Here is a 23,218-nt window from a genome sequence, read left to right as displayed (position 1 = left end):
TCCGACTCCTCAAGCAGGTCGTCCGCCTCCTCCAGGAGGCCGCCCGGCTCCTCTGGCAGGAGGGCCTTCTCATCGGGCTTGTGGACGAGCACCTTGTCCACGTACGACTTCACGGCGGCCGCGATGCCCACGTCGGCCCCGGCCGCCTCCGACAGGTACCACCGGTGGTCCAGCACCTCGTGGAACAGCTGCGCGGGCTCCAGCTTCCCGCGCAGCCGGGCCGGAATGCCCTCGACCGTCGGCTGGAACACCTCGGCCAGCCACCGGTGCGCCACGATCGCCTCGTCCTCGTGCCGCAGGCCCTTGGCGACCCGGAACCCGTCGAGGTCGTTCAGCAGCCGCCTGGCCTGGTTCTCCTCGACGTCGAGGCCGGTGAGCCGGAGCAGCCGCCGCTGGTGGTGCCCCGCGTCGACCACCTTGGGCCGGACGATGAGCCGCCCGGTGCCGACCTTGCGCCGCACCATCATCTCGGCCACGTCGAAGCCCAGCAGGTTGAGCCGCCTGATCCGCTGCTCCACCCGGTGCCAGTCGACCTCCTCGATGATCTCGTCCTGGGTGATCTCGTTCCACAGCCGGTGGTAGCGGGTCACGATGTCCTCGGCGGTGTCCATGGGGTCGATCGACGGGTGCAGCAGCCCGCCCGCCTCCAGGTCGAGCATCTCGCCGAAGATGTTCATGTGCGCGGTCTCGATGTCGCCGAGCCGCTGGCCCTCGCTGATCATCGGGTGCATCTCGCCGGTCTCCGCGTCCACGAGGTAGGCGGCGAAGGCGCCCGCGTCCCTGCGGAACAGCGTGTTCGACAGCGAGCAGTCGCCCCAGTAGAAGCCGATCAGGTGCAGCCGCACCAGCAGCACGGCCAGCGCGTCCAGCAGCCGGGTGAGCGTGTCGGGCCGCAGCGTGCCCGACATGACCGCGCGGTACGGGAGCGAGAACTGCAGGTGCCGGGTGATCAGCGCCGCGTCGAGCCCCTCGTCCCGGCCGGTGACGTAGGCGATCGGCTCGACCGACGGCGCGTCGAGCCTGGCCAGGTCCCACAGCAGCTGGTACTCCCGCCTGGCGTACCGCTCGCTGATCTCCTTGATCGCGTACACGTTGCCGGACAGCCGCACGAACCGCACCACGTGCCGCGAGATACCGCGCGGCAGATCGACCATGTGATGCGTCGGCCAGTCGGCGAGAGGGACCTCCCAAGGCAGGCGGATCAGGTCGGGGTTGCCGAGCGCGCCGGTGATCTGTAGGGGCATATGCCCAGGATATTGTGCGGACGTGGACGAGTTTCTCAAGTGGTACTTTTCCGGTCGTCCCGTCGTCGCCAGCACCCTGGGAGCCGACGGCTACGATCACACGCTCGGTGACTTCACCGCCGCCGCCTTCGCCGCCCGTGAGCGGGAAGAGATCGTCTGGCTGGACCGGCTCTCCAGACTGGAGACGCCGACACCGGACGACGCGATCGACAGGGATCTCGTCCTGTCTCAGCTGAGGGGCTCCATCGCCCTCGCCTCCTGGCCGGACTGGCGGCGCGACCCGGCCGTCTACCTGTCGGCGATATTCACCTCCATGTTCACGCCGTTCCAGCGGCGGCTCAAGCCCGAGCCCGAGCTGGTGGCCGCCGCCCTCTCCCGGCTGGCCGAGGTGCCGGACGTGCTGGCCGCCTGCCGGGCCAACCTCGACGCCGAGCTCGCGGCGCCGCTGCTCGTCCAGCGCGGCCTCGGGCAGGCGCGCACCGGGCGCAACTTCCTCACCAAGACCATCCCGTCGATGGTGACGGACCCGGAGCTGCGCGCGCGGCTCGCGTCCGCCGCAGAGCCGGCCGCCGCCGCTTTCGATGCGTTCGTCACCTTCCTCGAAGAGTTCAATTGCGGCGGCACCTGGCGGATGGGCGAGCGGCTCTACTCGACGCTGCTGCGCGAGCGCGAACTGCTCGGGTACGGCGCAGCCGAGCTGCACAAGAAGGGCGAGGCGGCCTGGGCGTCGCTGGACGCGCGGATGCGCGAGGTCACCAGGAGACTCAACGGCACCGAGGACTGGCGCGCCGCGATGGAGTCCTTGATGGACGACCATCCCGCCACGCTGGCCGACATGCGGGCCGAGTACGAGGCCGAGACTCACCGGGCCCGCGAGTTCGTCAGGGAACGCGACCTGGTGACCTTCCCCGAGGGGGAGGAGTGCCTGGTGCTGCCCTCGGCCGAATACACCAGGCCGGTCCTGGCCGTGGCCCACTACCTGTCGCCGCCGCCGCTGAGCAGCTCGCGTACCGGCGTGTTCTTCGTGCCGTACACGCCTGACGGGTTCACCGAGGAGCAGGTGCGGCAGCGCCTGCGGACGAACTCGCGGGCCCAGATGCCGTCGATCGCCGTTCACGAGGCCTATCCCGGCCACCACTGGCACCTGTCGCACATGGCGAGCAACACCCGGACCGTGCGCAACGTGTTCCGCACCCCGTACTTCACCGAGGGCTGGGCCCTCTACGTCGAGAAGGTGCTGCACGAGCAGGGCTACTTCGACACGCTCGCCACCGAGCTGGCGCACCTGGACTGCCGCATCTTCCGCGCGGCCCGCATCGTGGTGGACACGGCGCTGCACTGCGAGGACATGTCGATCGAGGAGGCGGAGACGTTCATGGCGACGAAGGCGTCACTGTCGCCCGGAACGGCGCAGGGGGAGGTCAACCGCTACTGCGCCTGGCCCACGCAGGCGCCGTCCTACCTGACGGGCGCGATCGAGATCGACCGGATCAGGGAGTCGTACGACGGGTCGCTGAAGTCGTTCCACGACAAGATCGCGGGCTCGGGCGGCCTGCCGCTGGGCCTGGCGGAACAGGCGGCCCACCTGTAGTCCTGCTGGACTCAGGAGGTGCGGCGGGTTGAGCGAGGGTGGCTTTTCAGGACGTGCGGCGAGGGAAGGCCGGTGGGTTGAGCGAGCGGTCGATCACGGCCGCGAGCTGCTCATCGGTCAGGATCGTGGGCTTGCCCACGCTCAGCCCCCGCACGTACACCTCACACAGCCATTCGAGTAACCGGGTGGCCTCGAAGGCCTGCTCGAGCGTGGCGCCGATGGTGACGCCGCCGTGGTTGGCCATGAGCGCCGCCTGCTTGCCGTCCAGCGCCGCCCGGACGTTGGCCGCCAGCTCCGGCGTCCCGTACGTTGCGTACTCGGCCACGCGCACCACCCCGCCCAGCAGCAGCGCGTTGTAGTGGACCGGCGGCAGCTCGGTCATCGTGGTGGCCACGACGGTCCCGAACACCGAGTGCGTGTGGACGATGGCCTGCGCGCCGGTGGTCTCATAGACGGCCAGGTGCATCGGGGTCTCCGAGGACGGCTGCAGGTCGCCCTCGACCAGGTACCCCTCGATGTCCACGATCGGGCACATCTCCGGCGTCAGCCGGTCGAGCGCGACTCCGGACGGGGTGACCGCGACCAGTTCGCCCTGGCGGACGCTCAGGTTGCCCGACGTGCCGATGACCAGGCCCTGCTCGACGGCTCTCTGTCCGTACTCGCACAGCTGCTCGCGGAGGCTCATGGCGGAGCAATGTAGTCGGTCGTCCGAAATGCGGCAATGCCAGGGGCGTGCGGCCCGCCGCTTCCCACGGGAAGTGGCGGGCCGAACGCCTGTGCGCCTGCCGGTCAGTAGCCGACGGCGAAGCGCTGCCGGCGGTGGCCAGGCTTCTCGATCTCGTCGAGGAGGGCGACCGCGTAGTCCTCCACGGAGATGGTGCTGTTGCCGCCGTCGTCGATGACGAGGTCGTCCAGGGCGGTGCGGTAACTGCCGGTGCGGGTGCCGGGCTCGATCGGACGCGCCCTGTGGCAGATCACCGGCGAGGACGCCCCAGCCCTGCGCCGGGCCCTCGACCACCTCGCCTGCGAGTACGACACCACCCGCATGCCGGCTCCCACCCGCTCCGCCATCCTCCAGCGGCTGCTCGCCGTGCTCCTGCTGCGCCTGACCCACCTGACCGCCCCCGTGGGCACCCTGCCCGCCGAGCACGCGGAAACCTTCCAGCGCTTTCGCGCCGCCGTCGAAATCGACTTCACCCGGGCCCGCGACGTCGGACACTACGCACGCGTCCTCGGATACTCGCCGCGCACCTTGACCCGGGCCGCGCTCGCCGCCGCCGGCGTCGGCGCCAAGGAGTTCATCGACCGTCGCGTCGTGCTGGAGGCCAAACGCCTCCTCGCCCACGGCGACCAATCTGTCGCGGGCATCGGGGCCCGCCTCGGTTTCCTCGACACCAGTAACTTCGTCAAGTACTTCGTCCAGCGCACCGACAGCACACCGGCCGCCTTCCGTAGCCGGTACCGCCCGGCCCGGGCCGCCCGCTGAAGCCGCAGGGCAGAGCCGCCAGACGTACGAGGACCGCCACCTGGTGCTGATCAATTCGTCGAAGTCATGGCCCGATCCTGGCGATGCATGGCACTCGGGCCTCTTCTCGTTCGTGCTTCGCCTTCATACGGTCGGGGCGTGAACGACATATTCGCCCTGCCCACGGGGCCGCTGGCCGACGCGAGCCTCGCCCTCGTACAGAAGTCGGAGAGCACGCCGATCGCCGAGCACAGCATCCGCTGCTTCCTGTTCGCCCGCCTGCTGGCCGAGCAGGAAGGCTGCCTGAATGACGCGGCTTACGACGAGAACCTGCTCTTCGCCGCCTGCGTGATGCACGATCTGGGGCTGGGCAGCCTCGCGGCCGGCCAGGCCCGGTTCGAAGTGGAAGGCGCCGATCTGGCGGCATCCGTGCTGACCGAGCACGGCGTCGCCGCGACGGACGTCGACCGGGTGTGGGAGGCGATCGCCCTGCACTCCTCCCTGGGCATCGCCGACCGGCGCGGACTGCTGACCTACCTGACCCACAAAGGCGTCTTCACCGACACCGGCCACGTCACCGACCTCGGCGCTCCGATGCTCCAGCAGGTCTACGCCAAGTACCCCCGACCCGCCGACGACCGCTCTGTCCGGGACGCGATCATCGAGCATGCCGCCCGATCCCGGGCCGCGGCACCGCCGTACTCGCTCGCCGCCGAGTTGCTGCGCCGGCAACGGGCCGGAGAGTGACCTCTGAGAGCGCCGTCACATTGCCGGCAACTGGCCGAGGATGAGGGCCGAATCGGGTAACCGAGCGCCGTTGCGGCGGGACGTTGCGCCCGGTCAGCGGGCGTCTCCCTGGACAGACGCCCGCCACGTGCGGCGGTTGGCGGGTTGGGCGGCTTGCCGTACAGGATGGAAGGTCTTTTTAAAGACCATCACAGATGGTCGAGAGCGGCGAGCATCAGGCGCTCCAGATCCACGCGGGCGAGGCGGCCGGGATAGAGCAGCAGGTGCAGGCTGAGCCCGTCGACCAGCGCCAGCAGGCGCTCCGTGATGTCGTCGAGGTTCTCGTCGGTGGTGAGTTCGCCCGCAGCCCGAGCCTCGCCGAGCAGCGTCCGTACGGCGCCGCGGAGCTCGGCGGCCTCGGCGCGCTGGATCTCGGCGAGCCGCTCCGAGGCCAGACTGCGGCTCCAGAAGCTGACCTCCAGGCGCGTCTCCTGGGTACGTTCCGCGTCGAGGGGCAGGTTGTCCAGCAGCAGTTCGCGCAGGGCGGCCAGGCCGGTGGCGCCCTCGATCTTGCGCGTCAAGCGCTCGCGGATGCGCTGGTGGGACTGCCGCAGTGCCGACAGCAGGATCTCGTCCTTGTCGGCGAAGTAGTGCGCCAGCACGCCGTTGGAGTAGCCCGCCTCCTTGGCGATGGCACGAGTCGTGGCGGCGTCGATGCCGTCCCTGACGATCACCCGGCGGGCGGCTGAGAGCACCTCGCGCCTGCGCTCGTCATGGTCAACGATCTTCGGCATCCGGTGGCCCCCTTCTTCGGTGCTGTCCTGAGCATATTGACTTTTTATTCGGACGTCTGTCTATTTAGACCCATGACCGTCGCCACGGTCGGCGTGCACATCGTCGACATCCTCGCCAGGCCCGTCTCGTACATCCCGGAAGGGCAGGACACCGCCCTGGTGGACCAGATCCGGCTGACCGCCGCCGGGTCTGCGGCCGGGACGGCGGTCGACCTGGTCAAACTGGGCAACGAGGTCGTCTCCATGGGCGCGATCGGGGACGACGAGCTCGGGGACTTCCTGGTGGCGGTGATGGCCAAGCGCGGTGTGGACGTCTCCCTGCTCACCCGCAAGGCCGGCGAGCAGACGGCGGCCTCGATCCTGCCGATCAGACCTGACGGCGGGCGACCCAGCTTCCACGTCCCCGGGGCGAACCTCGGGGTCACGCCGGCGGACCTGGACGAGGCGCGGCTGCGTGGCGTGCGGGCCGTCCATCTGGGCGGGATGGACGTGACGTTCGGGCTGGGGGATCCGGCGTTCTTCGCGCTGCTGGACTCACTCCGGGCGGCCGGGGTGATCGTGACGATGGACCTGCTGTCGGAAATGCCGGACTTGCTGGGGATGGCACGGGCATTCCTCCCGCACGTGGACTATGTCCTCCCGAACGACTCCCAGGCGCTCCTCATGGCAGGTGACTCCGGCTCCGGCTCCGGCTCGTCGCCTTCTGTGGCGGAGGTGTCGTCGGCGGCCAGGGCGTTGCTGGCGGAGGGGCCGCGCGGGGTGCTCGTCACGATGGGGGCTGAGGGAAGCCTGGTGGTGACCGAGGCGGGGATCGAGCAGGTGCCCGCGCTCAAGGTCGAGGTCAGCGACACGACCGGCTGCGGGGACGCGTACTGCGCCGGGTTCATCACCGGGCTGCTGCACGGACAGGACGTGGTGGGCGCCGCCCGCTGGGGCACGGCCGCCGCCGCCCAGGTCGCCACCGGACTCGGCTCGGACGCGGGCCTCACCGACCTGGAATCCACCCTCGCCCTCCTGGCATGACCCCGCCGGCCGCACCGCACCGTCGGCCGCACCCGATCGCCGGTCGCACCGCACCGTCGGCCGCACCCGATCGCCGGTCGCACCGCACCGTCGGCCGCACCCGATCGCCGGTCGCACCGCGCCCCCGGCCGCACGCGACTGCCGGTCGCACTGATCCCGGCTGTGCTTGACCCGCTGCCGGGCGGATGGAACTTGGAGAGAGGGATTTCAGATGACAGACGCTGAGCTTCGTCAGCGGGCGTTGAAGGTCGTGCCCGGCGGCATGTACGGGCACCTCAACGCCGCGATCTTCGCCCCGGGATACCCGCAGTTCTTCGAGCGGGGCGAAGGGTGCCGCCAGTGGGACGTGGACGGCCGCGAGTACATCGACTTCATGTGCAGCTGGGGCCCGGTGGTGCTCGGGCACCGGCACCCGCGCGTGGAGGAGGCGGCCGCCAAGCAACTGGCTCTCGGCGACTGCCTCAACGGGCCGGGGCCGATCATGGTCGAGCTGGCCGAGCTGCTGGTCGACACCGTGCCCAGCGCCGACTGGGCGATGTTCTCCAAGAACGGCACCGACGCCACCACCCAGGCCCTCATGGTCGCCAGAGCGGCCACCGGCCGCACGAAGGTGCTGATGGCCCACGGCGCCTACCACGGGGCCGACCCCTGGTGCACGCCGTCGCTCGCCGGGACGACGCCGAACGAGCGGGCCGACCTGGTGGAGTTCGACTACAACTCGATCGAGTCGCTGGAGGCTGCGGCCGCCACGGTCGAGGGGGAGGTCGCGGCGATCATCGTGACGCCGTTCAAGCACGACTCCTTCGAGGACCAGGAGCTGGTGGAGCCCGCTTTCGCGCGGGCCGCGCGGGCGCTGGCCGACCGGATCGGGGCCGCGCTGGTGATCGATGACGTCCGGGCGGGGTTCAGGATCGACCTGCGGGGGTCGTGGGAGCCCTATGGCGTACGTCCGGACCTGACGGCGTGGTCCAAGGCCATGGCGAACGGCTACGCCATAGCCGCCGTGACCGGCACGGACGCGCTGCGCGGACCGGCTCAGACGCTGTATTCGACGGGCTCGTTCTGGTTCTCGGCCGTGGCGATGGCGGCGGCGAAGGCGACGATCGAGACGCTGCGCGACACCGACGGCATCGCGGCCATGGAGCGGGCCGGGACGCAGCTGCGTGACGGGCTGTACGGGCAGGCCAAGGCGCACGGGTTCGTGGTGAACCAGACCGGGCCCGTGACGATCCCGTGGCTGAGCTTCGACGGCGACGCCGATCTGTCCACCGCCATGTACTGGAGCGACGCCTGCCTGCGGCACGGCGTGTACATCCACCCGTGGCACAACTGGTTCATGTCGGCGGCGCACACGGAGGAGGACGTGGCCCAGGCCCTGGAGGGCACCGACCTGGCCTTCGCCGAGACCAGGGCGCACTTCGGCTGACGGGATCCGAGAGCGCTTCGGGTTGGCGGTGGGTGGCCGTTTGGGCGGCAGGCATCTAGTGTCCTTTCTGCGGAGGATCGCGGCAAAGGTGTTACGGCTCGATTGCGCCCCTTGACGGGTGCGCCCGGCCGTTCGTACCTTCGGGCAAACGGTTAGGAAACTTTCCTAATTCGTCCTCTTCAGGAGCCCCCATGACCCACCCGGGAGAGATCACTCGGCGTCAGCTGCTGCGCCGAATCGGCATGACCGCGTTCGTCGCCGGCCCCGGCGCGGGCTTGCTGAGCGCCTGCGCCACCAGCGGCGCCGGCGACGAGCCCACCGCGACGCCGACCGGCTCGATCGCCGTCTCCGCCGATCCGAAGAACCCGTTCGGCGTCGACGCCAAGAAGCCGCTGGAGGTCACGATCTTCAGCGGCGGCTACGGCGACGCGTACGCCAAGGACCTGCACGAGAAGATGTACGAGAAGAGGTTCCCCGGCGCGACGGTCAAGCACAACGCGACCCAGCAGATCGGCACCCAGCTGCGCCCGCGCTTCGTCAGCGGCGACGTGCCCGACGTGGTCAACAACTCGGGCCCCGAGGCGCTCGACCTGGCCGCCATGGCCGGCGAGGGCCAGCTGGCCGACCTGACCGCGCTGTTCGACGCGCCGTCCTTGGACGACCCGTCCAAGAAGGTCCGCGACACCGTGACGCCGGCCGTACTGGACAACGCGAAGATCGACGACAAGGACCTGGTCCTCAACTACACCGTCTCCCACCGCGCGCTCTGGTACAACGCCAAGCTCTTCGCGGACAAGGGGTGGGCGCTTCCGAAGACGTGGGCGGAGTTCAAGGCGCTCGGCGACACGGCGAAGAAGGAAGGCATCCTGCTCTTCGCTTATCCCGGGCAGAAGGGCCCGTACTACCAGCTCTGGAACGCCCTCTACACGGCCGCCAAGATCGGCGGCAACCAGGTCCTCATCGACATCGACAACCTGGTCGACAACGCCTGGAACGCCGAGCCGGTGAAGCAGTCGGTGACCGCCTGGGTGGAGATCCAGACGCTTTACGGCGATAAGGCGTACTTCGGCCTCGACCACACTCAGACCCAGGTCAAGCAGCTCCAGAACAAGCTGCTCTTCTACCCGGTCGGCTCGTGGATCGAGAACGAGATGGCCAAGGACAAGCCCAAGGACTTCGAGTACGCCATCGCCCCGATCCCCGACGTCACCGCCGCCGACAAGATGCCGTACGGGGCCATCCAGGTGGGGGTCGGCGAGAACTTCTTCGTCTCCGCCAAAGGCAAGAACCCGCAGGGCGGCCTGGAGTATCTCCGCATCATGCTGTCGAAGGAAGGGGCCAAGGGCTTCACCGAGAAGACGCTGAACCTCACCGTGGTCAACGGCGCGGCCGAGGGGCTGGATCTCACCCCCGGCCTCAAGAGCGCGGCCAAGGCACAGGACGCCGCCGGCCAGAACATCATCACCGACGCCCGTTTCGAGGGCTGGTACAAGGAGTTGTTCGACTACGGCACCCAGCAGATAAACGTGGTCATGGCCGGGCGCATCACGCCCGAGAAGTTCTGCCAGAACATGCAGAAGAAGGCGGACGCCATCAAGAAGGACTCGTCCGTCGTCAAGCAGACGCGGAGCAACTAGCCCATGGAGCGGTTGCGCAAGTACGGGTTCGTCGCCGCGTTTCTCGCCGTTCCTGTCGCTCTCTACTCGGTGTTCGTGATCAGCCCCTATATCCAGGCGTTCCAGATCTCCCTGACGGACTGGAACGGCTACAAGTCGAGGCTGCACTACATCGGGCTGGACAACTTCACCCGGTTATTCGGGGACGAGGTCTTCTGGCGGGCCCTGCGCAATCACGGAATCCTGCTGCTCGTGCTGCCGCTCGTGACGGTCGCCATCGCGTTGTTCTTCGCGTTCCTGCTGAACCTGGGCGGGGGAACGCGCGGCGCGGGAATGAAGGGGATCTGGGGGTCGAGGTTCTATCGGGTGGTGTTCTTCTTCCCCCAGGTGCTCGCCGTGGCCGTGGTCGGGGTGCTGTTCAAGGCGGTCTACCGGCCCGACGAGAGCGGCGTGATCAACGGAGTCCTGGTCAAGCTGGGCCTCGATCCCGTCGGCTGGCTCGTCGAGCCGAATCTGGCTCTCTGGGCGATACTGGCGGTGATGATCTGGCAGGCCGTCGGATTCTACGTGGTGCTCTTCTCGGCGGGAATGGCCGCCATTCCGAAGGACTACTTCGAGGCCGCGGCGCTCGACGGGGCGGGGCGGGCGCGGCTGTTCTTCTCGATAACGCTGCCGCTGCTGCGCGACACCATCCAGGTGGGCTGGGTGTATTTGGGGATCGCGGCGTTCGACGGGTTCGCGCTGATCCTCGTACTCGCCGGGGACAAAGGAGAGCCCGACGGGGCGACGACCGTGCTGCCCGTGGAGATATGGAAGACCGCGTTCACCTATTCCAAGGTCGGTTACGCCTCGGCGATGGGGGTCGTGCTGTTCTTTCTCACCGTGACGTTCGCGGTGCTGACCTTGCGCACCACGAGGCGCGAGAGGATCGAACTCTGACATGGCATCGACCTCTGAACTGGCCACACCTCGTCCGGCCAGACCCCGGCTTGGGGTGCTCGGTGGCCTCTCTCATCTGGCGCTCTTCATCTGGGCGCTGCTGATCATCCTGCCGCTGCTCTGGACGTTCCTCGCGTCGTTCAAGAACAACACGGAGATCTTCGGGGACGCGCTTCAGCTGCCCGGGCAGTTGCGGCTCGACGCCTGGGGGAGGGCCTGGGACAAGGCCCATGTGGGGCAGTACGTGCTCAACACCGTTGTCGTCGTATTTTTCAGCACTTTGGGGACGATGCTGTTCGGCTCGATGGCGGCGTATGTGCTGGCGCGCTACCAGTTCTTCGGCAACAGGGTGATTTATTACTTCTTTGTGGCGGGGATGGCGTTCCCGATCTTCCTGGCGCTGGGGCCGCTGTTCTTCGTCGTCCTCCAGCTCGGACTGCTGAACTCCCACATCGGGCTCATCCTGGTCTACATCGCGTACTCGCTGCCGTTCACGGTCTTCTTCTTGGCCGCATTTTTCCGTACATTGCCGGACACCGTGGCCGAGGCGGCGGCGATCGACGGCGCCTCCCACACCCGCACGTTCTTCCAGATCATGCTTCCCATGGCCAAGCCCGGCCTGATCAGCATCACCATCTTCAACGTGCTCGGCCAATGGAACCAGTACCTGCTGCCCCTGGTCCTGCTCACGGACGACAAAGACAAGTGGGTCATCACCCAGGGCATCGCCGACATCTCCACCATCGCCGGGTACGAGGCCGACTGGCCGAGCCTGTTCGCCGCCCTCAGCATGGCGATCATCCCGGTGATGATCGTCTACATCATCTTCCAACGCCAGATCCAGTCCGGCCTCGGCGCGGGGGCGCTGAAGTAACGTGAGCTTATGGACGTCGACAGCAAGCTCAACGACCTGCCCGAATGGCGTAGGGAGGGCGAGGAGATCCGACGTACGATCACCGCGCCCGACTTCCCCACGGCCATCCGGATCGTCGACGAGATCGCGGTCCAGGCAGAAGAGATGAACCACCATCCCGACATCGACATCCGGTGGCGCAAACTGCACCTCTCGCTGACCACCCACGACAAGGGGCGGCTCACGGAGAACGACTTCACCCTGGCCGGACTCATCGACGGGATCGCCGCCAAACACGGTGCGTAGCGGGTCGGTTACTGGTTAGAGTGGTGGCCCCGTGAGCCTGGCCAGGGCTCGTCATCGCTTTGGGGGTTCCCATGCGCCTGCCCACGCCCGCCATCGCACAACGGATGCCCGCGTCCGTCCGGTCACTGAGGGCGCGCGCCCGCGGGCCTCGCGCGCACCTGAGTCCCGGCTACCCCGACTTCGTCGTCGTGGAGCAGTCCGCCGCCCCGCGCGACACTGCCCATGGGGTCGCTCGCCCGCTGAGGGCGCGTTCGGTCGCGTTGCTGCTCGCTCTGGCGGTCGCGGGCTGTGCGCAGAGCCCGGCCGATCCCGAGGCCGACGCGCCCGTGGGAAACGCCGTCCACAGCTCCGATGCCGCCGCGGCGCCCACCACGCTTACGGGCGCCGGGGTGTTCAAGCCACGCACCACGATGGCCATCGTCTACAACCGCAAGCTGGTGCCCAAGGGGGCTCAGGCGAGCGTGACCGCCGAGTCCACGGGCGGCAAGACGGTGACCTCGCTGGTGGTGGAGGGCCTGGTGCCCAACCATCGATACGGCGCCCACCTTCATGTCGCGCCCTGCGGAAAGGGCCCCGCCGACGCGGGGGCGCACTTCCAGCACATAGCCGGCCGAGCCGACGCCACCAGCGAGGTGTGGCTGGACCTGAAGACGGACGGCTCCGGCGCCGGGCGCGCCACCGCCCGCCACGACTGGCCGCTGACGGGCGAAGTGCCCCACTCCCTGGTCCTCCACGCCAGGCCGACCACCCCGTCCGAGCAGCCCGCCCCGCGCATCGCCTGCCTCACACTCAACTGATCTTTTTGCCGACTTTCTTTACGGCCGGCCACACCCACGCCACCCACCGTCCCACCTGGGCTCCGTCCAGGGGCACGCTCCTGCGGTTCACGGGGCTGGGCGCCGTGACGTGCGCACTCTTGGCCGCTCGCAGGGCCCATTCGTAGACCGGTGTCAGCACGTATGACGAGAGGTTCGTGGACCGCTGTCAGCGCGTGTGACGGGAGTTTCGTCGACCGCGGTCAGCCCGTACATAGATCGCGGTCAGCCCGTACGACGAGAGCTTGGCAGACCGCGGTCGGTGCGTGCGACGAGATAGAGCCAGTCACGGCAGATGCTGGGCGGTCGCGGCACCAGCCCAGCATCTGCCGTATCCGGCCTCCGTAATGGACCGCCCTTACGAGCTGACCACGACGTCGATCGTCATCTCATCATCACCCGGCGTGCCGGAGACTTCGATGGTCACGCCGGTCCATCCGCCCCCGGGCAGATCGAGCGGGGGCCTGGTGTCCCGGCCGATGCTCGTGTTGCCCAGTGAGGGATACAGATCGTTGGCGTCGCCCCTGTTCCCCAGGCTGCCGATCTGGGCGAGCTGGCGGAGGCCGTCGGCCTGCATCAGCTCGATCGCCAGGCGCCGCTCGTCGTCGACGTTGGGAATGGCCTCGTCCACGACGTAGGCCGCGATGCCCTGGTCGGGCAGGAACTCGTCCTGGCCCCGCTTGCGGCGGTATTCCACGACGATGTACTGCGAGTCCTTCATCGTCCGATCGTTACGAACGACGATGAAGTCACCGCCCTCGGCCGCCGGCCGGAGCGTGATGCCGTGGGTGGTCTCGGTGACCAGTCGCGGGCTGACCCAGTCGTGGAACATCCGCAGCATGCTGGTCGGGAAGACGGGCGTGACGCCGCGGTTGCCCCACGAGCCGGCCGCCATCAGGCAGAAGTTGCCCAGCCCGTGCGACTTGGCGCCGGTCTGCGCCCGGTCGGTGTCGTAGTAGTCGGCCCAGCGCGCCGCCAGGTGCCCCCACTCGTGGGCGCAGACGCCGACGTTACAGTCCTCGGGCACCGTCAGGAAGGTGCTCACCTCCAGGTCGGGCCCGACCGCGATGGGCTCGTCGCCGACGGTCCACTTCAGGCTCCAGATGTACTGGAGCCCTTCGGCGTCGGCGAAGGTCTCCGCGCCTGGGCCGGCGTGCACGACGAACAGCGCGGTGACCCGGTGCTCGTCGAGTACGTCGTAGGAGGGGTCGAACTCGACGCCCGCCGCCAGAGCGGCCTGCACGGCGTCCCGCGCCATGCCCTGGGCGTTGCGCGGGAAGTGGTCCTCGTCCAGCCCCGACTTGTTGTTGGCGTAGAAGGCCAGCGTCTGCGGCAGCCGGAACCAGCCGAACACCTCGCCCTGCACGTCGATGCCGTGGTCGTTGCTGAAGCCGCTGACTTTCCGGTAGAAGTCGCGCATGCTGCCCGGCTGGGTGCCGAACAGCAGCCGCCTGAAGTGCTCCGCGTCGTGAGCCGGATCGTGCGGCTTGTCGTCGAAGTCGACCAGCAGTACCAGCGTCTGGATGACGCCCTTGAGCTTCTTCGGCGGCCGGTTGATCAGGCTCACGTCGGGAGCCTGCGGGGTGAGGTTGCCGTCATCCAGGCCCACCGAGCGCGGCCCACGCCGCTCGGAACGCCACATCGCGTAGTAGTCCTCGAACGTCAGGTGCTCGGGCAGAAGCCCGGCCGCCTTCAGCTCGTAGAAGCGGGTTTCCAGCTTGGCCAGCGCATCCGGCGCTAACGGAACGAAGTGCATGGTGTCCCCCCATCGTCCGTCCTTCCGTGAAGGTAGGCCGGATAACGGGTTCCGTCCTGAGTACCCCATACTCAACCGATGCCGTGCGCACCAGAGCTCCAGGGCGACATAATTACACGATTACATGTGGGAGGTACGGGTGAGCAGGAGTTGGCAGCCGCCTAGGTTACGGCTGTTCGAGGGAGTGCAGCGACGGGCCACCTGGCTGGAGCTGCTCTATGACCTGGCGTTCGTGGTGGCCGTGGCCGAGTTGGCCGATGTGCTGGCCGAGGGGACCGAACCAGGGCGGATTCTGGCGTTCATAGGGCTGTTCGTGCCCATCTGGTGGGCCTGGGCGGGGTACGTGTTCTACGCGAACAGGTTCGACACCGATGATGTGAGCCATCGCCTGCTCGTACTGCCCCAAATTCTGGCTATCGGGACGATGGCCGCGAGCGTGGGCGACATCGGGCAGCGTTCCGCGTTGTTCGCGCTCTCCTATGTCGCCGTGCGGATCCTGCTCATCGTGGCCTACCTGCGCGCCGGGCGGCATGTGCCCGAGGGGCGGCCGTTGACCAGCAGTTATGTGGCCGGGTTCACGGTGTCGGTGGTCATCTGGACGGCGTCGCTGGCTGTCGAGCCGCCGCTGCGCTATGTCCTGTGGGCCGTCGCCATGGTCATCGATCTGGCCACGCCGCTCCTGGCGCGGCGGCACCAGGGCGCGCTGCCGCCGCAGAGTGAGCACCTGCCCGAGCGGTTCGGACTGTTCGTGGTGATCGTGCTGGGCGAGGTCGTCGCCGCGGTGGTGGTCGGGCTGAAGAGTCACGCGGTCACGCCCGGCACACTGCTGATCGCCCTCGCGGGCATCGCGATCGCCATGGCGTTCTGGTGGCTGTATTTCGGGCACATTGACGAGTCTGTGGTGCTGCGTACTCAGCTGGCCGGACAGGTCTGGGTCTACTCCCATCTGCCGCTGTCGCTGGGACTGGTCGCGTTCGGCATCGGGATCGAGCACGCCATCGCCCACCCGGGGACGGGCTGGGCCGTCGGGGTGCCCGCCGCGGTGGTGTTCGTCACCCTCGGCCTTCAGCACCTGTGCTCCGGCGACCGGCTCGCGACCGGCATCCGCATGACGGCCGCTGTGCTCACGCTTGTCACCTCCGCGCTCCCGGCCGCGCTGGCGCTCCCCTTGATTCTCTTGTACGGCGGAGCGCAGGTCGCCTACGATCTTCGCCGTCCCCTGCCCGGAGGAGAGGCATGACCGTGATGGAGCTGTTCGACCGCCAACTCGCCGCTATCGCGGATCGGGACCTGGAGGCCCTGCTGGCGCAGTACCACGAGGAGGCCATGGTCGTCCGCTTCGACCGCGTGGCCAGGGGCGCGGTGGAGATCCGGGAGCTGTTCGGCGCCTATCTGGCCGCCGAGCCGCAGGTCGTCGAGGTCATGTCGATCCAGGCGGTGGACGACGTCATCTTCTACAACGCCCTCATGATCATCGCCGGCAACAAGGTCACCACGTTCGGCACGCTAGTGATCAAGGACGGCAGAATCTGGCGCCAGACCGCCGCCGCCCTGCCGTCCCCCTGACCGCACCCAGCCCGCCTGACCGCGCCCAGCCCGTCAGCTGAGCTCAGCCCATCAGCCCAGTTCGTCAGCTGAGCTCAGCTCGTCGGCCCAGTTCGCCTGTCAGCTCAGCTCGGCTCAGCCCATCACTTGTCTCATCGGCTGCCACGGCGTGGCGTCGAAGATCAGCATGATGGAGACGATCCGGCCGTCGACGAGCTGGAAGTGCTCGGCGGTGCGCTGGGTGCCCACCGGCGTGGCGGTGTGCACGTCGTAGACGAGCGTGGCCTCCGACTCGCCGTAGAGCTCGCTGATCAGGTCGACGCCGGTGACCACCTGGACGAAGCCGGTGATCCCGGCCAGGTGGCCGGCGGCGTCGTCGGAGCTCATGAGCGGGCTCCGGAAGCTGAACCCGTCACCGATGAGCGCGGCGGCCGTGGCCACATCGCCGCGGAAGCGCGCCTCGTGGTAGCCGCGTACGACCTCACGCGTCCGGTTCTCGCCGCTCATGAGGCACCTTCCAGGTATTGAGCGAGTCGATGCTGATTGTCGGCCACCCGCAGGCACAGGTCCCGGAACCGGGTCAGGTCGTCGGCCGTGAAGTCCCTGAACATCGCCGTCATCGCCCGCTGTGACGGCTCGCTGAACGCCTTGATCCAATCCCGTCCCTCTGCCGTGATCTGGGCCAGGACCGAGCGCCGATCCCGCTGGTCGGGGACCCGCCGCACCAGACCCTCACGCTCCAGCGTGTCGACCAGCCCGGTCACGTTACGGGAGCTGACACCCGCGGACTGGGCCAGCTCCCCGATGCTCACTCCGTCCCCTTCGGCGGCGCCGAGCCGCATCAGCAGGTCCATCGCGCCGGAGCTCAACCCCCTGCCCTGGCTGCCATGGGCGCGCATCCGCTCGATGGCGTGGAAGGCAGTGCGAACGGCGGCCGCGGCCTCCAGCGCGGCAGTGTCGCCTCCGCTGGTGAACTGCCGCATGGCGGTCCTGGTCGCGGGATCGAAGAGGCTTCCGTCGGGGTCAGTGTCGAAATCTGGTTTATGTACGTCCTTCATGATGAAGCAGCACATTAGTACGTACTTCACGACTTGTCGATCGGCCGGAGCCGGGATCGCAGGGCTCCCGGCCGGGCTCTCCTCGCGCCCGGGCCGGGTCCCTCGTCGCGCCCGGCCGGTCCGTCCGGGCGTGGGCCGTCCTCGACGGGCGCGCCGAAATCGCCTCGCACTTTTTATGAACTTTGCCGCCGATCTCGTCGTCTTTCCTACGGAAATGCAAAACGACAGGGGGCATTGTGAAAAAGCTGCTACTCGTCACCGCCATCGCCGGACTGGCGCTCGCCACCGTGGGCACCACCGCCGCTTCGGCAGCCGCGCAGGCGATTCCCCGCGCATCCCTGAGTGACGGGCACGGGGGCGTGCTCGCCGAAGCCCAATTGGAGAGCGACACGAGAATCATCGTCTGCGACCGGAACGCCGACCACCGCTACGCGATGGCCAAAGTCAGATACCAGGGGCACACCTACCAGTACGCCAACTACTACAAGAACCAGGACTGCCTCGAGCAGCGGACCAGGCGCATGTCGCACGGCAAGATCGAGTTCTGGGCCTGTGTGAGCAAGCCGTACAAGGTGAAATTCGACCACTGCGGGCCGAAGAAGACGGTGGTCCGCCCGTAGCCGCCGCGTCGCCCTTTAAGCACAATGGGCCGCCGTGAATAACGGCGGCCCAGTTCCAATGACTTGGCGGCGCGCTCAATAGCGCCCGTTCAATCGCGGCCTACTCGATAGCGGACTCGCTTAATAGCGCGCCGCTCAATGCGATTCTCGTAATCAGGCGGCGGGAATGGAGCCCAGGCGTCCCGCCTGATAGTCCTCGAAAGCCTGGGCCAGCTCGGCGCGGGTGTTCATGACGAACGGGCCGTAATGCGCCACCGGCTCGCCGATCGGCTGACCGCCGAGAATGATGACCTCCATCGTGTCCTTCGCCGACAGCGTGATCGTCTCGCCCGACGTGGTCAGCCCCGGACGGTCGCCGAAGCCGTCGAACACGGCCAGTTGGCCGCTGACCAGGGGGCGCCGCTCGGTCCCGACCGTGCCGCGTCCCGACAGGACGTAGGCGAGGGCGTTGAAGTCCTTGCGCCACGGCATGGTCAGCCGCGCACCCGGGCTGATCGTGGCGTGCAGCAGGGTGATCGGCGTCTGGGTGCTGCCGGGCCCGGTGTTCCCGGCCAGGTCGCCCGCGATCAGGCGGACCAGGGCGCCGCCGTCGTGGCTGCTGAGCAGTGCGACGCTGGAGCTTCCGATGTCCTGATATTTCGGGGCGATCATCTTCTTGGCGCCCGGCAGGTTCACCCACAGCTGGATGCCGTGGAACAGCCCGCCCTGCTGCACCAGCCACTCCGGCGGCGCCTCCTTGTGCAAGATGCCGGCGCCGGCGGTCATCCACTGGGTGTCACCGTTCGTGATCGTGCCGCCGCCTCCGTTGGAGTCGAGGTGCTCCATCACGCCGTCGATCATGTACGTGACGGTCTCGAAACCGCGATGCGGGTGCCACGGGGTGCCCTTGGGCTCGCCGGCCGCGTAGTCGACCTCTCCCATCTGGTCCATCATCACGAACGGGTCGAGGTATTCAGGCTTGATCGCGGCCAGGGCCCGGCGTACCGGGAAGCCCTCGCCCTCGAAGCCGCTCGGCGCGGTCTCGACGGCGAGCACCTTGCGGCCCTGCGCCTCGGCCAGCGGCTCCGGCAGGCGGGGCAGGCTGAGCGGGTTCTCTACGGTGACGGCGGGCATGTCGGGCTCCCTTCGGCGGAATCTGCTGTACTCAACCAAGTTGAGAATTCAACTATTCCAGGCGAGCGGACTCCGCCACCAGGAGCCCGGACTCGGCTGTCGGAAGTCCAGCCTCAGGACGCCGAAGGGCCCAGGGTCAGGACGACTTGAGCAAGGCGAAGGCGCCCCGCGAGAGCGCGACGAGCTCCTCGTACACCTGATCCTCCTTGAGGGCGGCGGACGGGTCGGAGGCCATGGCCGTGACCACGAAGGTGCGCCCGGACGGCGTGCGGGCCAGGTAGCTCAGGTCGAGCACGCCCGGCTCGGAGCCGCCCTTGTACCAGACGGTGGGCCACTCCTTGGCCGGCAAGTTGATCCCGCCGTCGTTCTGCGACATCACCTCGCCGATCCGCTTGTCCCGGCTCTTCGCCAGTCCCGCGTACGCGCGGCAGATGTCGGCCGGGGAGCCGAACCACTCCACGGTGTCCAGCTCACGCGGCGCGATCCACGGGATGATGCTGGACAGCGGGAGTTTGTCGACGACCGCCGACAGGTAGCCCCGCCGCCCGGCCGTGTCTCGCGACAGGAACTCCTTGGAGTGTCGTGGGTAGTCGGCGCCCTTGAGCGCGAACAGCTCCCTGGTGGTCAGGAACGGCGTGTTCCGCTTCACCTGGCCGCGCCAGGCCCGTACGCGGTCCTCGACCGCCGTCCGGCCGGCCTGGTGGAGCAGCAGGTCCGCGCCCGTGTTGTCGCTGATGGCGATCATCATCTTGGCCGCCTCCAGCACCGGCACCTGGCTGTTGTCGGGGCGGTCCTGGAGCTGGCCGCTGGGCAGGCTCTTCAGCTCGGGCTTGATCGTCATCGCGGTGTCCCACGAGAATCTGCCCTGCTCGATCTTCTTGGCGACGGCCCCGAGGACGTACAGCTTGAACATCGAGCCGAGCGGGCGCGCCTGCCGGCCGGCGACGGCGTGGACCGGGCGGCAGGTGCCATCGCGCTTGACCTCGGCGGCGAGGAACCCCACGCGGGCCGCTGCCTTGCGCGCCCGCTGATCCAGCTCGTCCCAGCTCGTGGGGGAGGGCTGAGGAGTGGCCGGTTCGGTGAACTGTGCGCTGTTGATCTTGCCCGTGGCGTCCACCGAGAGCGTCAGCTTGAGCGTCTGGGTGCCGACCACCACATGCGCGATCAGAGCGGTGGGCACGGCTGCGATGATCTTCTGCAGCTGGATCCCGCGCAGCCCGGCCAGGGTCTCGTTGATCCTGTCCGCGGGGACCTGCTGCAGGAACGCCGGGGCGAAGTGCTCGGCCAGCTCGGCCTGCCCGATCGGCGCCTTGGCGGGGGCGTCGAGCAGCCAGCGCAACTGCTGCCCGACGGGCGTACTGGGAATCTCCACGGGCGGCGCGGTGGTCGCCGGGGGAGTTCCTGGAACGTTCCTGCCAGCGGCGGAGACCGTGAGCGGGTTCGCGGCGGTCATGGGCGAGCTCGTGTCGCCCGTAGGCCGGTTCGCGGCGAGCCCAGACAGGCTCGTCACGCCCGCAGGCCGATTCGCGGCGGTCCCGGACAGGCTGGTGACGGTCGCAGGCCGGCTCGCGGCCGCCCCGGGCGGGCTGGTGGTGGTCCCTGTCGCGCAGGCGGTCAGTGACACGGTCACGGCGGCGGCCGCGACAGCGAGGGCGGGTTTCGACGGGGAGTGCATGGTGGCTCCTTCGACTTCACGTTCGATTTCGACTCAGACCCCGGTGGAACACGTGCCTCCCACCCAACAGACCCCGTCCTGCATACCCCACCCGGTGAGCCGCCGTCTTGAGTCTGCGGATAACCGCATCGAGTGTGCGGTTATCCGCATAGACGCAGCCCACCGCCCCCGCGACGATGGGGCCTTATGAGTTCCAGGTTGGTGGCCGGACTGCTCGCGGCGACCGCGGCCACGGGTGTGACAGCGGGTGCGTTGCTCGACAGCGGCATGCCCGCCCCTCCGACGCAGTGGGCGTACATCGTCATCGGCCTGGTCTTGCCGGCGCTCGGCTGGCTGCTGGCGGTCCGCCGGCCGCAAATCCGCTATGTCTGGCTGCTCCTGGCCACGGCGGTCTGCCTGGGTGTGAGCACCTTCGGCGTCGGGCTGAGCACGCTCGACGTGGCACCGGTGCTCGTCCGCGTGCTGGTCGCGGTCTTCCCCGTCTACTACGGCCTGTTGTGGATCTTCGTCCCGCTGCTGTTCCCCGAGGGCCGGCTGCCGTCGCGCCGCTGGCGGCCCGTCGCGTGGATCGGGGCCGTGGCGATCGCCGTCCACTTCACGGGCAACCTCATGATCGGCCCCATCTCCTCCGCCACGCCCGGCCAGCCGGCGTTGACCGGCTCGACCGACCTGGTCGCCTGGCTCACATCCGCGATCGGCCAGTTCGTCACCTGGATCATCACCCTCGTCGTGTTCGGGGGGCTGATGGTCCGCTGGCGGCGGAGCGGAAAGGGCGAGCGCGGCCAATACGCCTGGATGGTCGCCGGAATGACCGTCAACCTCGCCGGGTTCCTGCTGCTCTCCTTCTTCCTCTTCGGGCTCGCCGCGCCGCTGGCCGGGGCGGTCGGCGTGCTGGCCGTGCTGGGGTCGCTGCCCGTGGCGATCGCGGTCGCGGTCGTCAGGCACCGGCTGCTCGACCTCAGGATCGGCATCAGGGGCTCGCGGCTCCTCGTGGTGTTCGACGTCCGGCCGACCGTGGGCGAGATGCTGACGAGCCTGGGCACGGCGTTAGAGGAGACGCCGGAGCCCGTGGAGCAGCTGGGCAGGCTCGCGGCGGCCGTACGCGATGGGTTGGAGGTCAGGTGGGCGGCTGTCACGCTGGCCGACGGCACCCGCGTGGTCGCCGGGCGGGAGGAGGGCGCCGCGGCGCTGACGCTGCCCGTGCGGGGCGGTTCAGGGTGGATCGAGTGCGGGCCCAGGGACGGCGACCGCCTCACCGCCGGCGACCGGCGGCTCCTGGAGGCGCTGGCCGTGCCCGCGGGGCTCGCCATCCAGAGCGCCGGGCTGGCCGGACGCCTGGTCCACGCCCAGGAGGCCGAACGCCGGCGCATCGAGCGCAACATCCACGACGGCGTGCAGCAGCAACTCGTCGCGCTCATCGCCGGGCTGGAGCTGGCTCGCGCCACCGGTGGCGGCCCCGACATGCTCGCCGAGCTGCGCGAGCAGGCCCGCCAGACGCTCAACGACCTGCGGGAGCTGGCCGCCGGCATCCATCCCAGCTCGCTCAGCCAGGGCGGCCTGGTGGAGGCCGTGGAGGGGCGCTGCGCCCGGCTGCCGGTGCCGACCACGGTCGTCGCGAGCAGGGAGCTGCGCGCCCAGCGCTTCCCCGACGAGGTGGAGGGCGCGATGTACTTCACCGTGAGCGAGGCGGTGGCCAACGCGCTCAAGCACGCGAGCGCCACCAAGATAGAGGTACGCCTGGCGCGGGCGGACGGCCGCCTGCGTGCGACCGTCATGGACGACGGGCGGGGCTTCGATCCGTCGGCCGCAGGCCGCCGGGGGCTGGCCACGCTCGCCGACCGGCTCGACGCGCTCGGCGGCGGACTTGACCTCGACAGCGGGCAAGGAGAGGGGACACGGATGAACGCCTGGGTGCCGGTCGATGCCTGAGCGGATCCGCACGATCGTGGCCGACGACCACTACCTGGTACGTGAGGGCACCCGGCGGCTGCTGGAGACCTCGGGAGAGGTCCTGGTCGTCGGCGCGGTGGGCAACGCCGACGAACTGGTCGACGCCACGCGCAGGCTCGGCCCCGACGTGGTGATCACCGACATCCGGATGCCGGGAGGGGACTGGCGCCAGGGGTTCGAGGGGATCGACGCCGCCCACCGCGTCCACGCCGATCATCCGGGCGTCGGGGTCGTGGTGCTGTCGCAGTTCTCCGACGCGCTGTTCGCCTTCGAGCTGTTCAAGCACGGCACCGAGGGGTTCGCCTACCTGCTCAAGGACAGGGTGGGTGACCTCGACGAGCTGCTCGGCGCCATCAAGGCCGTTGCCTCTGGTGGCTCGGTCATCGACCCCAAGGTGGTCGAAGGGCTGCTGGCCAGGCGTGACGTGCGGGGCGAGCAGGAGGCGCTGACGTCGCGTGAGCGCGATGTGCTGCGTGAGATGGCACATGGCCGGTCCAACGGCGCCATCGCCAGGGCGCTGCACCTGTCGGTCTCGTCGGTGGAGAAGAACGTCAACTCCATCTTCGCCAAGCTCGGCCTGGAGAACAGTGGCGACGTCCACCGCCGGGTCGCCGCGGTCCTGGCCTACCTGGGGCCTGAACAAGGGGCCGGGACCGGGACCTGAGGGCCCGCCCGAGTCCTGAGCGCGGGCCCCAGGACCCGG

24 protein-coding genes are annotated in these 23,218 nt (G+C 68.8%); 15 read left to right on the top strand and 9 right to left on the bottom strand.

Annotation, left to right across the window (positions count from 1 at the left end):
- The coding region (locus AB0L53_RS21660) for a DUF4032 domain-containing protein (RefSeq protein ID WP_363996452.1) at positions 1-1,244 on the bottom strand (1,244 nt) is incomplete at its 3' end.
- Between the two features lie 22 nt (positions 1,245-1,266).
- Between AB0L53_RS21660 and AB0L53_RS21655 the strand changes: the two genes are divergently transcribed.
- Entirely contained in the window at positions 1,267-2,835 is a 1,569-nt protein-coding gene (locus AB0L53_RS21655; protein ID WP_363996449.1) for a DUF885 domain-containing protein, read from the top strand.
- 46 nt (positions 2,836-2,881) lie between these two features.
- On the opposite strand, the gene AB0L53_RS21650 is transcribed toward AB0L53_RS21655, so the two are convergent.
- Complete coding sequence (locus AB0L53_RS21650) at positions 2,882-3,520, bottom strand: class II aldolase/adducin family protein (RefSeq protein ID WP_363996446.1); 639 nt, start codon at positions 3,518-3,520, stop codon at positions 2,882-2,884.
- Between the two features lie 104 nt (positions 3,521-3,624).
- A complete protein-coding gene (locus AB0L53_RS21645) occupies positions 3,625-3,882 on the bottom strand; it encodes a hypothetical protein (protein WP_363996443.1) in 258 nt (85 codons plus the stop codon).
- On the opposite strand from AB0L53_RS21645, the gene AB0L53_RS21640 reads away from it, so the two are divergent.
- Both AB0L53_RS21640 and AB0L53_RS21635 read left to right on the top strand, forming a co-directional pair.
- Positions 3,881-4,321 (top strand): AraC family transcriptional regulator, encoded by a 441-nt coding sequence (locus tag AB0L53_RS21640; protein WP_363996440.1) that lies wholly within the window; start codon positions 3,881-3,883, stop codon positions 4,319-4,321. The genes AB0L53_RS21645 and AB0L53_RS21640 overlap by 2 nt on opposite strands.
- A 138-nt stretch (positions 4,322-4,459) precedes the next feature.
- Entirely contained in the window at positions 4,460-5,047 is a 588-nt protein-coding gene (locus AB0L53_RS21635; protein WP_363996437.1) for an HD domain-containing protein, read from the top strand.
- Positions 5,048-5,235: 188 nt separating this feature from the next.
- Here AB0L53_RS21635 and AB0L53_RS21630 read toward each other — a convergent pair whose 3' ends face one another.
- Positions 5,236-5,820 (bottom strand): TetR/AcrR family transcriptional regulator, encoded by a 585-nt coding sequence (locus AB0L53_RS21630; RefSeq protein ID WP_363996434.1) that lies wholly within the window; start codon positions 5,818-5,820, stop codon positions 5,236-5,238.
- A 72-nt stretch (positions 5,821-5,892) separates the two neighbouring features.
- Between AB0L53_RS21630 and AB0L53_RS21625 the strand changes: the two genes are divergently transcribed.
- The 7 genes from AB0L53_RS21625 (at position 5,893) to AB0L53_RS21595 (ending at position 12,780) form a co-directional block, all read left to right on the top strand.
- Positions 5,893-6,843 (top strand): carbohydrate kinase family protein, encoded by a 951-nt coding sequence (locus AB0L53_RS21625; RefSeq protein ID WP_363996431.1) that lies wholly within the window; start codon positions 5,893-5,895, stop codon positions 6,841-6,843.
- Between the two features lie 211 nt (positions 6,844-7,054).
- Entirely contained in the window at positions 7,055-8,269 is a 1,215-nt protein-coding gene (locus AB0L53_RS21620) for an aminotransferase class III-fold pyridoxal phosphate-dependent enzyme (RefSeq protein ID WP_363996428.1), read from the top strand.
- Positions 8,270-8,460: 191 nt separating this feature from the next.
- A complete protein-coding gene (gene ngcE / locus AB0L53_RS21615) occupies positions 8,461-9,906 on the top strand; it encodes an N-acetylglucosamine/diacetylchitobiose ABC transporter substrate-binding protein (RefSeq protein ID WP_363996425.1) in 1,446 nt (481 codons plus the stop codon).
- 3 nt (positions 9,907-9,909) lie between these two features.
- Complete coding sequence (locus AB0L53_RS21610; protein ID WP_358540193.1) at positions 9,910-10,824, top strand: sugar ABC transporter permease; 915 nt, start codon at positions 9,910-9,912, stop codon at positions 10,822-10,824.
- Between the two features lies 1 nt (position 10,825).
- Positions 10,826-11,698 (top strand): carbohydrate ABC transporter permease, encoded by an 873-nt coding sequence (locus AB0L53_RS21605; protein WP_363996421.1) that lies wholly within the window; start codon positions 10,826-10,828, stop codon positions 11,696-11,698.
- A 9-nt stretch (positions 11,699-11,707) separates the two neighbouring features.
- Positions 11,708-11,983 (top strand): 4a-hydroxytetrahydrobiopterin dehydratase, encoded by a 276-nt coding sequence (locus tag AB0L53_RS21600; RefSeq protein WP_358178236.1) that lies wholly within the window; start codon positions 11,708-11,710, stop codon positions 11,981-11,983.
- Positions 11,984-12,054: 71 nt separating this feature from the next.
- On the top strand, positions 12,055-12,780 hold the full coding sequence (locus AB0L53_RS21595; RefSeq protein ID WP_363996418.1) for a hypothetical protein: 726 nt from the start codon (positions 12,055-12,057) through the stop codon (positions 12,778-12,780).
- Positions 12,781-13,156: 376 nt separating this feature from the next.
- On the opposite strand, the gene AB0L53_RS21590 is transcribed toward AB0L53_RS21595, so the two are convergent.
- A complete protein-coding gene (locus tag AB0L53_RS21590; RefSeq protein WP_363996415.1) occupies positions 13,157-14,554 on the bottom strand; it encodes a M6 family metalloprotease domain-containing protein in 1,398 nt (465 codons plus the stop codon).
- Between the two features lie 139 nt (positions 14,555-14,693).
- On the opposite strand from AB0L53_RS21590, the gene AB0L53_RS21585 reads away from it, so the two are divergent.
- Complete coding sequence (locus tag AB0L53_RS21585; protein WP_363996412.1) at positions 14,694-15,794, top strand: low temperature requirement protein A; 1,101 nt, start codon at positions 14,694-14,696, stop codon at positions 15,792-15,794.
- Entirely contained in the window at positions 15,791-16,120 is a 330-nt protein-coding gene (locus tag AB0L53_RS21580; RefSeq protein WP_363996409.1) for a nuclear transport factor 2 family protein, read from the top strand. Before AB0L53_RS21585 ends, AB0L53_RS21580 begins: the two co-directional genes overlap by 4 nt.
- 114 nt (positions 16,121-16,234) lie before the next feature.
- Here the strand turns inward: AB0L53_RS21580 and AB0L53_RS21575 are convergent, their stop codons facing one another.
- Together AB0L53_RS21575 and AB0L53_RS21570 are read right to left on the bottom strand one after the other, a co-directional pair.
- The gene (locus AB0L53_RS21575) at positions 16,235-16,606 is read right to left on the bottom strand and encodes a hypothetical protein (protein WP_358178226.1); all 372 of its coding nucleotides are present in this window, start codon (positions 16,604-16,606) and stop codon (positions 16,235-16,237) included.
- Entirely contained in the window at positions 16,603-17,157 is a 555-nt protein-coding gene (locus AB0L53_RS21570; RefSeq protein WP_363996406.1) for a MarR family transcriptional regulator, read from the bottom strand. The genes AB0L53_RS21575 and AB0L53_RS21570 overlap by 4 nt, the downstream gene beginning before the upstream one ends.
- Positions 17,158-17,393: 236 nt before the next feature.
- On the opposite strand from AB0L53_RS21570, the gene AB0L53_RS21565 reads away from it, so the two are divergent.
- Positions 17,394-17,777: a hypothetical protein gene (locus tag AB0L53_RS21565; RefSeq protein ID WP_363996403.1), complete on the top strand. Its 384-nt coding sequence runs from the start codon at positions 17,394-17,396 to the stop codon at positions 17,775-17,777.
- A 153-nt stretch (positions 17,778-17,930) separates the two neighbouring features.
- Here the strand turns inward: AB0L53_RS21565 and AB0L53_RS21560 are convergent, their stop codons facing one another.
- Together AB0L53_RS21560 and AB0L53_RS21555 are read right to left on the bottom strand one after the other, a co-directional pair.
- The gene (locus AB0L53_RS21560) at positions 17,931-18,890 is read right to left on the bottom strand and encodes a pirin family protein (RefSeq protein WP_363996400.1); all 960 of its coding nucleotides are present in this window, start codon (positions 18,888-18,890) and stop codon (positions 17,931-17,933) included.
- Between the two features lie 136 nt (positions 18,891-19,026).
- Positions 19,027-20,565, bottom strand: coding sequence for a serine hydrolase (locus tag AB0L53_RS21555; RefSeq protein ID WP_363996397.1), 1,539 nt, complete (start codon positions 20,563-20,565; stop codon positions 19,027-19,029).
- 186 nt (positions 20,566-20,751) lie between these two features.
- Here AB0L53_RS21555 and AB0L53_RS21550 point away from each other — a divergent pair, with 186 nt between their 5' ends.
- Together AB0L53_RS21550 and AB0L53_RS21545 are read left to right on the top strand one after the other, a co-directional pair.
- Positions 20,752-22,494: a histidine kinase gene (locus AB0L53_RS21550; RefSeq protein WP_363996394.1), complete on the top strand. Its 1,743-nt coding sequence runs from the start codon at positions 20,752-20,754 to the stop codon at positions 22,492-22,494.
- On the top strand, positions 22,487-23,179 hold the full coding sequence (locus tag AB0L53_RS21545) for a response regulator transcription factor (protein WP_363996391.1): 693 nt from the start codon (positions 22,487-22,489) through the stop codon (positions 23,177-23,179). Before AB0L53_RS21550 ends, AB0L53_RS21545 begins: the two co-directional genes overlap by 8 nt.
- Positions 23,180-23,218 lie beyond the last annotated feature (39 nt).

It is taken from the genome of Nonomuraea sp. NPDC052129 (assembly GCF_040680095.1).
In the GTDB taxonomy this organism is placed as follows: Bacteria; Actinomycetota; Actinomycetes; order Streptosporangiales; family Streptosporangiaceae; genus Nonomuraea.
Note: the sequence above shows the minus strand (reverse complement) of the source record. Positions and strands in the feature narration are given on the sequence as shown.